General features: G+C 66.5%; 14 protein-coding genes and 1 riboswitch. Of the genes, 6 read left to right on the top strand and 8 right to left on the bottom strand.

The features are described from left to right. The first annotated feature begins 25 nt into the window (after positions 1-25). On the top strand, positions 26-253 hold the full coding sequence (locus tag ACZ1H8_RS09155) for a DUF2061 domain-containing protein (protein ID WP_110150664.1): 228 nt from the start codon (positions 26-28) through the stop codon (positions 251-253). Positions 254-343: 90 nt separating this feature from the next. On the opposite strand, the gene thiC is transcribed toward ACZ1H8_RS09155, so the two are convergent. The 8 genes from thiC to ACZ1H8_RS09115 form a co-directional block, all read right to left on the bottom strand. Next, a complete protein-coding gene (gene thiC, locus ACZ1H8_RS09150) occupies positions 344-2,191 on the bottom strand; it encodes a phosphomethylpyrimidine synthase ThiC (protein WP_465181001.1) in 1,848 nt (615 codons plus the stop codon). Positions 2,192-2,233: 42 nt separating this feature from the next. Next, a riboswitch (TPP riboswitch) is annotated at positions 2,234-2,343 on the bottom strand. A gap of 34 nt (positions 2,344-2,377) precedes the next feature. After that, a complete protein-coding gene (locus ACZ1H8_RS09145; RefSeq protein WP_465181000.1) occupies positions 2,378-2,878 on the bottom strand; it encodes a DUF2569 family protein in 501 nt (166 codons plus the stop codon). 73 nt (positions 2,879-2,951) lie between these two features. After that, a complete protein-coding gene (locus ACZ1H8_RS09140) occupies positions 2,952-3,830 on the bottom strand; it encodes a MipA/OmpV family protein (RefSeq protein ID WP_465180999.1) in 879 nt (292 codons plus the stop codon). Positions 3,831-3,901: 71 nt separating this feature from the next. Continuing rightward, positions 3,902-4,330, bottom strand: a complete 429-nt coding sequence (locus tag ACZ1H8_RS09135) for a DUF2141 domain-containing protein (protein ID WP_465180998.1) — start codon at positions 4,328-4,330, stop codon at positions 3,902-3,904. Next, the gene (locus tag ACZ1H8_RS09130) at positions 4,269-5,045 is read right to left on the bottom strand and encodes a sterol desaturase family protein (RefSeq protein ID WP_465180997.1); all 777 of its coding nucleotides are present in this window, start codon (positions 5,043-5,045) and stop codon (positions 4,269-4,271) included. The genes ACZ1H8_RS09135 and ACZ1H8_RS09130 overlap by 62 nt, the downstream gene beginning before the upstream one ends. Before the next feature lie 42 nt (positions 5,046-5,087). After that, positions 5,088-5,678: a DUF2585 domain-containing protein gene (locus ACZ1H8_RS09125; RefSeq protein ID WP_465180996.1), complete on the bottom strand. Its 591-nt coding sequence runs from the start codon at positions 5,676-5,678 to the stop codon at positions 5,088-5,090. A gap of 1 nt (position 5,679) precedes the next feature. Continuing rightward, positions 5,680-6,414, bottom strand: coding sequence for a hypothetical protein (locus tag ACZ1H8_RS09120; protein WP_465180995.1), 735 nt, complete (start codon positions 6,412-6,414; stop codon positions 5,680-5,682). Between the two features lie 45 nt (positions 6,415-6,459). Beyond that, positions 6,460-6,999 carry a TetR/AcrR family transcriptional regulator gene (locus tag ACZ1H8_RS09115; RefSeq protein WP_465180994.1) on the bottom strand — a complete coding sequence of 180 codons (540 nt, stop codon included), beginning with the start codon at positions 6,997-6,999 and terminating at the stop codon, positions 6,460-6,462. A gap of 121 nt (positions 7,000-7,120) precedes the next feature. Between ACZ1H8_RS09115 and ACZ1H8_RS09110 the strand changes: the two genes are divergently transcribed. From ACZ1H8_RS09110 to ACZ1H8_RS09090, 5 genes are all read left to right on the top strand, one after another. Next, a complete protein-coding gene (locus tag ACZ1H8_RS09110) occupies positions 7,121-7,747 on the top strand; it encodes a glutathione binding-like protein (protein ID WP_465180993.1) in 627 nt (208 codons plus the stop codon). A gap of 127 nt (positions 7,748-7,874) precedes the next feature. Then, positions 7,875-9,038, top strand: coding sequence for a lycopene beta-cyclase CrtY (crtY, locus tag ACZ1H8_RS09105; protein WP_465180992.1), 1,164 nt, complete (start codon positions 7,875-7,877; stop codon positions 9,036-9,038). After that, a complete protein-coding gene (locus ACZ1H8_RS09100; protein WP_465180991.1) occupies positions 9,035-10,513 on the top strand; it encodes a phytoene desaturase in 1,479 nt (492 codons plus the stop codon). Before crtY ends, ACZ1H8_RS09100 begins: the two co-directional genes overlap by 4 nt. Further along, positions 10,510-11,091, top strand: a complete 582-nt coding sequence (locus ACZ1H8_RS09095) for an LOG family protein (RefSeq protein ID WP_465180990.1) — start codon at positions 10,510-10,512, stop codon at positions 11,089-11,091. Before ACZ1H8_RS09100 ends, ACZ1H8_RS09095 begins: the two co-directional genes overlap by 4 nt. Next, positions 11,088-12,032, top strand: coding sequence for a phytoene/squalene synthase family protein (locus ACZ1H8_RS09090; RefSeq protein WP_465180989.1), 945 nt, complete (start codon positions 11,088-11,090; stop codon positions 12,030-12,032). The genes ACZ1H8_RS09095 and ACZ1H8_RS09090 overlap by 4 nt, the downstream gene beginning before the upstream one ends. Positions 12,033-12,042 lie beyond the last annotated feature (10 nt).

Raw genomic sequence — 12,042 nt, 5'->3', positions numbered from 1 at the left:
CGATGTTATCGAAAGGGCCGACGCAATGTCCCGCGACCTGATGAAGACTTTCACCTATCTGTCGATCCACCTGACGATCGGCTTCAGCGTCGCCTACGCCTTTACCGGGTCGGTCAGCATGGCCGGCGGCATCGCGCTGATCGAACCGTGCATCAACGCGGTCGCCTTCTTCTTCCACGAAAAGGCGTGGAAGCGCGTCGAACGGCAGGCCGAGGTCGACCCGTTCGTGCGCGACGCGGTGGCGCACGGCTGACCTGCATCCATCGCTTGCAGGATCCCGGCAGCGATGCGGACGGGACGCCGCGTGCTGCGGGCTGACCGCAGCACGCGCCGCCCGCGCCGATCACTCCGCCGCCGGCAGGTAGATCTCGCCACCCTTTTCGCGGAACTTCTCGCTCATCTCGGCCATCCCCGCCTCGGCGCTGTCGGCTGCCAGGAAGGTGTCGGCCGACTGATTCTGCCTGGCGGCGAAGTCGCGCACTTCCTGCGTGATCTTCATCGAGCAGAATTTGGGCCCGCACATCGAACAGAAATGCGCGGTCTTGGCGCCCTCGGCCGGCAGCGTCTGGTCGTGATACTGCTCCGCCGTGTCGGGATCGAGCGACAGGTTGAACTGGTCGCGCCAGCGGAACTCGAAACGGGCGCGGCTGAGCGCGTCGTCGCGGACCTTGGCCGCGGGATGCCCCTTGGCCAGGTCGGCCGCGTGCGCCGCCAGCTTGTAGGTCACCACGCCGACTTTCACATCGTCGCGGTCGGGCAGGCCGAGATGCTCCTTGGGCGTCACATAGCAGAGCATCGCCGTGCCGAACCAGCCGATCATCGCCGCGCCGATCGCCGAGGTGATGTGGTCATAGCCCGGCGCGATATCGGTGGTCAGCGGCCCGAGCGTGTAGAAGGGCGCCTCGCCGCACGCCTCCAGCTGCTTGTCCATGTTCGCCTTGATCTTGTGCATCGGCACATGGCCGGGGCCCTCGATCATGACCTGGACGTCGTGCTTCCACGCGACCTGGGTCAGCTCGCCCAGCGTCGCGAGTTCGCTGAACTGCGCCTCGTCATTGGCGTCGGCGATCGAACCGGGACGCAGGCCGTCGCCCAGCGAGAAGGCGATGTCATACGCCTTCATGATCTCGCAGATTTCCTCGAACCGGGTGTAGAGGAAGCTCTCCTGATGATGCGCGAGGCACCATTTCGCCATGATCGACCCACCGCGGCTGACGATGCCGGTGACGCGCTTCGCGGTCATCGGGATATAGGGCAGCCGCACGCCAGCATGGATGGTGAAATAATCGACGCCCTGCTCGGCCTGCTCGATCAGCGTGTCGCGGAAGATATCCCAGGTCAGGTCCTCGGCGATGCCGCCGACCTTCTCCAGCGCCTGGTAGATCGGCACGGTGCCGATCGGTACCGGCGAGTTGCGCAGAATCCATTCGCGCGTGTCGTGGATGTTGCGCCCGGTCGACAGGTCCATGACCGTGTCCGCGCCCCAGCGGATCGACCAGACCATCTTGTCGACTTCGCTGGCCACGTTCGATGCGACCGCCGAATTGCCGATATTGGCGTTGATCTTGACCAGGAAGTTGCGCCCGATCGCCATCGGCTCGCTTTCGGGGTGGTTGATGTTGTTCGGAATGATCGCCCGGCCGCGGGCGATTTCCTCTCGGACGAATTCGGGCGTCACGAAGTCGGGGATCGCCGCGCCGAAATCCTGCCCGTCGCGGATATATTCCGCCAGCCGGGCACGGCCGAGATTCTCGCGCTCGGCGACATATTCCATCTCGGGCGTGATGATGCCGCGCCGGGCATAGTGCATCTGGGTGACATTGGCGCCGGCCCTGGCCCGCAACGGGCGCTTGACGACGTTCGGGAAGGGCTGGACCCCGCCCGAGCGGTCGGGGCCGAGCTGGCCATTGTCCTCGGGGCGAATTTCGCGCGCATCGACTTCCTCGACATCGCCGCGCGCGCGGATCCAGGGATCGCGCAGCTTGGGCAGGCCGGCCATGATGTCGATCCGGGCATTGGGATCGGTATAGGGCCCTGACGTGTCGTAGACGCGCACCGGCGCCTCGCCCGATCCCGGTTCGAGCGAGATCTCGCGCATCGCCACCTTCAGCGGGCCGACATGGATCTTGCGCGATCCGCGGATCGGCCCGGTAGTGACACCGATTTCGGACTTGGCGGGAATGTCGGCCATGCGTCTTCGCTCCATTGTGCACGGAGCGAGATCACGGTTTCCGGGCGGACGCCGCTCCCTCCCTCCGCCGGTGTCAACCGGATCAGGTTCAGCGGGTCGGAGGCTCCAGCCTCCCTCTCAGCCGCGGTTCAGCGGCCCCCCGGGGATGACTCCTGATAGACGCGAAGCGGCGTCAGGGAAAGCGATTCAGTCGAACACCTCCGCCAGCGCATCCTCGTCGCCCCGCTCCGGATAGCGATAGGTATTCGCGACGCGTTCCGATTTGAGCAGATAGGCGGTCCAGATCGTGGCGTAGATCAGCGGTCGGACGAGCGAGAAGCCCATGGCGCCATAGAGCTGACCGAGTGGAAGCCCCAGCAGCCCAGCAACGATCAGAGGCTCGACAATCAACGTGACCGACGCGACCAGCCAGATGACGGCGATGCCGATCAGGACCGTGGTCCAGTTGCGGACGGCCAGGAACCGGTACACCGCGAACCACATGGCAAGACAGGCAATGGCGGCGATCGTCCATTCAGCGCGCAACACGGTCCCCCAGGCGTCGCCGAACGCGCTGGCCGTCTGCCCGTTGGTCATCAACATCAGCACCGAGATAACGGTCACCGCCGGACTGAACGCGCCGAGTGTCACCAGGAAGAAGGCGAGCCACCCGCCGACACCCCGCAATTCGCCGTCACTATAGGCCATCAGACTGCCCCCCACCCCATGAACCGGGGCCGGGCGCAGCCTAATCGAGTTCACACGGCACGCAAGCCGGCGATCAGAAGGTCCAGACGAGGCCGCCCATCGCGGTCCACTGGTCCTTCGAGCCGGCGAGGCTAGTCAGCGGGGAGCGCGCCGCATCCTCGAGCATGCGGCGGTACGACACCAGCCCCATCAGTCCCAGACCGCCGGTCAGGTCGCCGGTGAGCGAGACCACGCCGACGCCCGACAGCGTCCAGTCCTTCCAGCCTTTCTTCGCGTCGAACTGGGGCAGGCCGCTGGCCGCTGCCTCGGCCGGGCTGTTCACGCCGAAATAGGTGCGGGCATAGCCATCGCCGACATAATTGGCCGACAGGTTCAGCCCGACGAACGCCTTGGTGCTGAGCGGCGTGCCATAGTCGATCGAGGGGGTGATGACCTCGCTGCGGTGGATGCCGGCAATGTCATGGGTATAGGCGACCGAGACGGTCAGCTTGTCATAGTCGCTGGTGAAGACGCCCTGCTTGCCGATGCCGACATAGCCGCCGACCTCGACCGCCAGCTTGCGGATCGGCAGCGCCTGGACCCGCGGATCCTTGATCGTGCTGCGGCGGCTGCGGTTGAAATTGACGCTGACGATCGGACCTGCCTGGAAATCCCAGCCCGGGCCACCGTCGGTCGGGATCAGGTCGGCATAGGCGCGGTTGCCGCGCAGGCCGAAATTGATGCCCGAAACGCGCCCCTGGATGCCGGGGACCGCCGCGAAGACCAGATCGTCCGACCCTTCATAGCTGGGCGTGACGCCGGCGACGACGCCGATGCGCAGCGAATCGCCGTTCAGCTTCTCGGGGTCGATCCCGCCCGGGGCGGACGCCGGAGCCGGAGCGGTATCATCCTGCGCAAGGGCCGGTGCGGCGATCAGCAGGGCGGGCAACAGGAAAGCGGCACGATACGTCACAGGCGGGAGCCTCCCAGGGGAATGTTACCGGCGCGTAACGCCGTTTTCCTCTGTTGGCTCCGCAATTTTACTTACAACAGGTACCGAATCTTCACCTGCTGTTGCACGTTTGTCGCAGCGACGACGTCAAAGCTCGCCGAAGTGAAGCGCGGCGGGCCGAACCCGATGCCGGGATTGCGCGAGAAGCCGAAGCCTTCGCGCGGCATCCCCATGAAGGTGTCGAGCTTGCCGTTGTCATTCTCGTCATGGATGACCGCCAGCGCATAGGTGCCATGCGGGACGCCGTCGAATCGGACATGCGGGCTGGTCGCCGGCACGGTCTTGGCGATCCCCTTGCCCGACTTGCAGTCGGGAAACGCCTTCGCGTCGGTCGTCAGGCAGAAGCGCAGCACCCCCTTGGTCGAGCGCAGATTGGTGACCTCGATGTCCAGCGTGCCGCTAGTCGCCGGCGCCGCGGCCGGCAGCAGCAGCGCGACGGCCAGTGCGGCCGCGCCTTTCAAAACTGCCGATGCCCTTGTCGGTCCCGCAAAGCCGGTCCCAGAAACGGAAATAGAGGCCATAATTGCACTTATACTCGTCATGATGCCGCTGATGGTGGCTGGCCGTGATCAGCCATCCGCCCAATACCCCCCGCCACATGAACCGGGGGAAAAGCTCCCAGCCCATGTGATTCGTGACCCCCATAACCGTCATGGTGGCCAGAACGAAACCGAGGGCTCCCACGTGGATCGGGACCAGGAACACCAGCGCCGGGATCACGACCGCGCCGGTCAGCGCCTCGATCGGATGGAAACTCATCGCCGCCCAGGCGGTCGGCGGGCGACTGGCATGGTGGACCGCATGGGCGATTCGGAACCAGCGCGGCCGGTGCATCCAGCGATGCGTCCAGTAGAACCAAGTGTCGTGCGCGAACAGATAGAGCAGCACCGACAGCGGGAGATACCAGAGCGGCCAGTCGGACAGATCGGTGTAGATCCGGGTCCAGCCGTGATTCTGCCACCCCCAGGCGACGACGCCGGCGGGCACGCCATAGATCGCCGCGCTCGCCAGGCTCCAGCCAATCTCCTTGCGAATCTGCGGCGTCATCCCGGCATAGAGCCCGCGATGCTTCGCGCGCGTCGCCAGATCGAAGGCGCCGCTGACGATCAGGTAGCGCACGCCGACGATCAGCGTCATCGCAAGTGCGGACAGGATGATGGCCAGGGCGATGCTCATCCCCCTGCCCTACAGGCTGCGCTCGCCCGCGTCAGCCGCGATTCACCCCAGCAGCGGATGCGCCTGCCACGCCTTGATCGCATCGACCGGCCAGACCAGCATCAGCACGTTCAGCGTCAGATTGTCGCGGATCAGGATCAGCGTCAGCAGCTCGAACCCGATCGCCAGCGCGACGATGACCCGCGCCGGCAGCCGCATCGCGAGCCAGAAGCCGACCGCCATCCAGCCGATATCGGCCATCGAGTTGACGATGCTGTCGCCCGAATAGCCCAGCGCGATCGTCGCCTCGCGGTAGCGGTTGATGATGATCGGCGAATTTTCGAGAATCTCCCAGCTGCCCTCGATCAGTACCGCGAGCGGCAGCGCCCAGCGCCGCGCCTCTCCCCGCAATGCCAGATGGGCGAGGCCATAGAACAGGAAGCCGTGTATCACATGGCTGAAGCTGTACCAGTCGGCGAGATGCTGGCTGTTCTCGCTCGACTGGACCGTGCCGTGCCACAGCTTGACCGTGCCGCAGGCACAGATGGGCGGGCGGTCCATCGCAACGAGGACGATGAGAACCAGCACCGCGACCGCCAGCGCCGCGAGCAAGGCGGGACGCGGCGTCCGGATCGGTTCTCGGACAGCCGTCATGCTAGAGCCTGCTCACCAGCCCCTGCGGATCGAACTCCATCCCGTCGCCCACCTGATCGATCGTCAGCAGCGGGCCGGGGGGCAGCCGCGACCAGATGGTCTTGTCCTTGTCGCTGTCGATCGAGCCGCGCGAAATCTGCACGCGCCGGGTCAGATAGTTGATGCTCAGCTTCGCCGTCTCGCCGGTATTGCGCTGGATATTGGAGTAATCGAAGCCGATCAGGCGAAGCGCATTGTCCTGCCAGCGGAAGATATAGTCGGTGGCGCCCATGCTCCATCCGCCCGCGCTCATGAAGCGGCCGAGGCGCACGCGGACCGTACCGCGCTCCAGCGTCAGCCCGCCGCCACTCTCGCCGTCCGAATCGAACCAGTCATCGGCACAGCTATTGTCGTAGCGTGGCACCAGCGTGTGGTTCTGCACGACCAGGCGATAGCCGCCGCCGCGCTGCGCGAGGGCGACGGCCAGCAGGCGCGGGTTCGTATCGATCCTGTCCCGACACATCGCCCGGTTCGGCAACAGGTTCGCCGGATCGGTCTGCTTGAGCGCCAGCGCAAGGTCAGGCAGCCCGTCGCCATTCAGATCGCCGGACGCACGCGTCTCCAGCTTCCAGCCCTTGGGAACGAACCCCGCAGCATCGGCCGCAGTGGCGGGCAGGTCGGGATAGGTGACCGGAGGAAGGTCCTGTGATGCCGTGGACAGCAACAGGATCGAAGCGGACAGCAGCATCTGGATCATGCCGCATGTGTGCCGGGCCGCCGCCGGCAGGGCAATGGGGCTCGCTCAGCGACGCGGCGCGAGCAGGTCGATGCAGCTTGCCGCCACTGCCTCCAGTTCCTCGCGCGGGCGACCGCTGCGGGCGCGGATGCTCAGTGCCTGGAGCACGCTGACCGCGACCTGCGCATGCGCCGCCGGGGTTGGGCTGCCCGCCTGTTCGAGCAGGGCAGTCACCATCCGGTCCTCCAGCGCCAGGATGCGCGACAATGCCGCGCGGATCTCGGGATCGGTCACTGCTTCGGCAACCGCGGTGTTCAGCGCGATGCAGCCCGAGGGACCGAACTCGCCCCCGAGATAGAGGTTGATCGAAAAGCCGAACATCCGCTCCAGCATCGCGCGCAGCGGCAGGTTGGCGGCGTGCAGCGCTCCGAAACTCTCGGTCAGCCAGGCATGGGTCCGGTCGAGCGCAGCCAGATACATCGCCCGCTTGTCGCCGAACGCAGCCGCCAGGCTGGGCCGGGCAACCCCCGTCGCCTCGGCGAGCTCGTCGAGCGAGGTGCCGGAGAAACCGCGGCTGCGAAAGCGCGCCGACGCCGTGGTCAGCACTGCGTCCCGATCGAAATTGCGCGGTCGTCCTCTGGGACGCGAACTGTTTTCTTTGCGAGTTTGCATAAAATTCCTTGACCCGAAGATTTTCATGCGGAATCGTAAAGAAATCAAGTCAGCGGTGTCCGCGACCATGAAACTCTATTTCAAGCCCTTTGCCTGCTCGCTCGCCGCGCGGATCGCACTGGAGGAAGCCGGGCTCGATGCCGATTATATCGCAGTGCCCGCGGACGGCCGGCTGCCCGATGGCCGGCACTTCAGCGAGATCAGCCCGATGGGCTATGTCCCGGCGATCGAGACCCCCGCCGGCTTCGTGCTGACCGAGGGGCCGGCGGTGCTGACCTATATCGCCGAGCTCGCGCCCGAAGGTGCCCTGTCCTTCCTCAACTTCTCCGACGCGCATTACCGGATGATCGCCTGGCTCAACTTCATCTCGACCGAGCTGCACAAGGCGGTGTTCGCCCCCTTGCTGGGCAAGAGCGCCGGCCCCGAGGAGCGCGCCGCCGCGATCGCCCATGCGCCCAGGCCGCTCCAGCGGCTCGAACGCCACCTCGCCGGCCAGGCTTATCTCGAGCAGCGCTTCACCGTCGCCGACGCCTATCTGCTGGCCGTGCTCAACTGGGTCGAGACGGCGGGCCTGACGCTCGCCTCCTACCCGGCGCTGGACCGCTACCGCGCAGCGCTGCGCACCCGCCCGTCGGTGGAACGCGCGATGCGCGACGAATGGCCGCTGCTCGAGGCGGCATGATGCAATCCTTGTGGAGTTGGGCAGCATCTCGCCCCGCTCCCACCTTCCTGCCCCTCCGGCCCGGCCTCGACTGCCGGTACCGGAGGGGGCATTTGTCAGCGCCCGGCCATTGGGCTAGGCGCCGGGCATGCCCGCCATTCATTCCTGTGACGTTGCGATTGTCGGCGGCGGCCTTTCGGGCACGCTCATCGCGCTGGCGCTGGCGCGCAAGCGGCCCGACCTGCGGCTCAAGCTGATCGAGCGCGGACCGGCCCTTGGCGGCAATCATCTCTGGTCCTTCTTCGCCAGCGACATCGCGCCGGCCGATCGCTGGCTGACCGCGCCGCTCGTCTGCCACGGGTGGAAGGGCTATGACATCGCCTTTCCGGCGCACCGGCGCACGCTCGACTCCGCCTATTATTCGATCGAGAGCGAGCGGCTGGACCGCTATGCGACCGAGACGCTTGCCCCGGGCACGGTGCTGACCCGCCGCCAGGTTGCCGATCTGAGCAACACCACCGTCATCCTTGCCGATGGCGACCAGGTCGAGGCCCAGGGGGTGATCGATTGCCGGGGCGCGGGCGATCTCTCGGCGCTCGACACGGGGTGGCAGAAATTCCTCGGCCGCGAACTCGCGCTGGCCGACCCGCATGACCTGCCCCGCCCGATCGTGATGGACGCGACCGTGGAGCAGATCGACGGCTATCGCTTCATGTACGCCCTCCCCTTCGCGGCGACGACAATGTTCCTCGAAGACACCTATTACAGCGACGGCCCCGAACCCGACGCGGCCGGCATGCGCGAGCGGATCGACGCCTATGCCGCGGCGCATGGCTGGCCGGTCGAGTGCGTGGTTCGCGAGGAGATCGGATCGCTGCCAGTGGTGATGGGCGGCGATTTCCAGGCTTATTGGGCGCGCAGCGGCAACGATATCGCCAAGGCGGGCGTTCGCGGCGGGATGTTCCACCCGCTGACCAGCTATTCCCTGCCCGACGCGGTGCGCACCGCGGCGCTGGTGGCCAAGGCCAGCGACCTGTCGGGCGCGGGGCTGCACGACCTGCTGTATCGCCACGCGCGCCAGTGCTGGCGCGACCGCGGCTTCTACCGGATGCTGACCGCGATGCTGTTTCGCGCCGCCGAGCCCGCAGAACGCTATCGCGTGCTCGAACGCTTCTATACGCTCGATCCCGGACTGATCGCGCGATTCTATGCCGGCCAGTCCACCCTGTTCGATCGGCTGCGCGTCCTGTCCGGCAAACCGCCGGTTCCGATCGGGCGGGCGATTTCGGCGATTCGGAGTATGAGAAGGTGAAACGGGCAATCGTCGTGGGTGCCGGATTCGGGGGGTTGGCGCTGGCCATCCGCCTGCAGTCCGCAGGGATCGAGACCGTCGTGATCGAGGGTCGGGACAAGCCGGGCGGGCGCGGCTATTTCTGGGAACGCGACGGCTTCACCTTCGATGCCGGGCCGACGGTGATTACCGCGCCCGACACGCTGCGCGAGCTGTGGCGCCTGTCGGGCCGCGACATCGGCGAGGATGTGAAGCTCGTCCCCGTCACGCCCTTCTACCGCCTGTCCTGGCCCGACGGGACGCAGTTCGACTATTCGAACGACGACGTCCAGCTGCGAGCCGAGCTTGCCCGGCTGTCGCCCGAGGATGTCGAGGGCTATCGCCGCTTCCTGGCCTATTCGGCCGGAGTCTATGAGGACGGCTATGTGAAGCTGGGCCAGGTCGCGTTCCTCGACTTCAAGTCGATGATCAAGGCGGCGCCCTCGCTGATGCGGCACCAGGCGTGGCGGTCGGTCTATTCGGTCGTCTCCAGCTATGTGAAGAACGAGAAGCTGCGCGAGGCGCTGAGCTTCCACACGCTGCTGATCGGCGGCAATCCGATGAAGTCGAGCTCGATCTATGCGCTGATCCACAAGCTGGAGCGCGACGGCGGCGTGTGGTGGGCGATGGGCGGCACCAACCGGCTGATCGCCGGCATGGTCGCGCTGTTCGAGCGGCTGGGCGGCACGATCCGCCTGGGCGATCCGGTCGAGGCGATCGATACGCTGGGCGAGCGCGTCACCGGCGTGCGTACCCGCAGCGGCGAGCAGTTCGAGGCCGATGCGGTCGCGACCAATGCCGATGTCGTCCACAGCTATCGCGAGCTGCTGAAGGGATCGCGCAGCGCCCAGCGGACCGCGTCGCGCATGGAGGCGAAGCGCTTCTCGCCGTCGCTGTTCGTCGTGCATTTCGGAGTGCGCGGGACCTTCCCCGATATTCCGCACCATTCGATCCTGTTCGGCCCGCGCTACAAGGGGCTGCTCGAGGACATTTATGACCACGGTGTGGTGAGCGAGGATTTCTCGATCTATCTCCACCATCCGACGGCAAGCGATCCGGCAATGGCGCCTGAGGGGCATTCGACCTTCTATGCGCTGGTACCCGTGCCGCATCTCGGCAAGTTTCCGGCGGACTGGGCCGAGGTCGGACCAGTGCTGGCACAGCGCGTCCTGGCCGAGGTGGCCAAGCGGCTGATCCCCGACCTGCAGGAGCGGATCGTCACCAAATTCCATTTCGCGCCGACCGATTTCGTGAGCGAGCTCAACGCGCATCTCGGCTCCGCCTTCAGCCTCGAGCCGATCCTGACGCAGAGCGCCTATTTCCGGACCCACAATCGCGACGACGCGATCTCGAACCTGTATTTCGTCGGCGCGGGCACCCATCCCGGCGCCGGCATCCCCGGGGTCGTCGGGAGCGCCAAGGCGACCGCGGACCTGATGCTTGGAGACCTGAAGTGAAGCGTATCGCCGTCTATTGCGGATCGGCCACCCCCGCGGACCCCGTCTATATCGAGGCGGCGCGCATGGTCGGCCACGGTCTGGCGAAACGCGGGATCGGCGTCGTCTATGGCGGCGGGCGGCTGGGCCTGATGGGCGCGGTCGCCGACAGCGCGCTGGCGGCGGGCGGCGAGGTGATCGGCGTGATCCCGACCGCGCTGGTCAATGCCGAGGTCGCGCATCACGACCTGACCGCGCTGGAAGTCGTAGAGACGATGCACGAGCGCAAGGCGCGTTTCACCGAACTGGCCGACGGGTTCATCAACCTGCCCGGCGGCACCGGCACGATGGACGAATTGTGGGAAGCGCTCAGCTGGGCACAGCTGGGCTATCACAGCGATCCGATCGGGCTGCTCAACATCGCCGGCTATTATGACAAGCTGGTCGAGTTCTGGGATCATATGGGCCAGGTCGGTTTCGTCCGGCCACAGCATCAGAAGCTGCTGCTGGTCGACGACACGCTCGACGGACTGCTCGAGCTGATGGCGAATGCCGGTCCGACGGTTCCGATCATCCATATGAAGCGCGACGATCTGTGAGCCAGACCTTCCCCTCACGTGCCGCGATCGTTGCGACCGCGGGGGAATCGATCGCGCGCGGATCGCGCAGCTTCGCCGCCGCCAGCCGGCTGTTCGACCGGCGCACGCGTGAGCGCGCCTGGCTGCTCTATGCCTGGTGCCGCGCCTGCGACGATCTGGCCGACGGACAGGATCACGGCCATGACATGATCCGCGTCGAGGATCCCGAAGCGCGGCTGGCGACGATCCGTAATCGGACCCGCGCGGCGCTGGACGGCGAATGGGTCGGCGATCCCGCCTTCGATGCGCTGCGCATCGTCGTGGAGGAAACCGGCATGCCGCATCGTCTCGTTTGGGACGTGATCGACGGCTTCGCGCTCGATGCGGCCGACTGGCGCCCGCGCAGCGAGGAGGACCTCCACCGCTATTGCTATCATGTGGCCGGCGCGGTCGGATGCATGATGGCGGTGGTGATGGGGGTCAGCCCCGACGACGAAGAGACGCTCGACCGGGCCTGCGACCTGGGCCTCGCCTTCCAGCTGGCCAATATCGCACGCGACATCGCCGAGGATGCGCGGGCCGAGCGCTGCTACCTGCCGATCGAATGGCTGGTCGAGGTCGATATCCCGCCCGGCGAACAGCTCAAGCCGCCCTTCCGGCAACGGCTGACGATGCTCGCACGGCGCCTGACGAGCCAGGCGGAGGCCTATGAGGCAAGTGCGCGGTCAGGCACGCCGGCGCTCAGTTTCCGCTCCGCCTGGGCGGTGCTTGCGGCGGCACGGATCTATGGCGGTATCGCCCGCAAGGTGGCCAAGGCGGGCGATCATGCCTGGGATCACCGCGTCTCGACATCGGCGATGGAGAAGCTGGCTGCGATCGGCCGGTCCTTCTACGAGGCACGGCGCCGAGCGGCACTCTATCCTCCCACGCCGCGCGACGGGCTGTGGACCCGCCCGCGCTAGGCCGGATCGG

This window comes from Sphingomonas sp. BL-S-25 (assembly GCF_055521555.1).
This window is presented reverse-complemented; position numbering and strand designations above follow the sequence as displayed.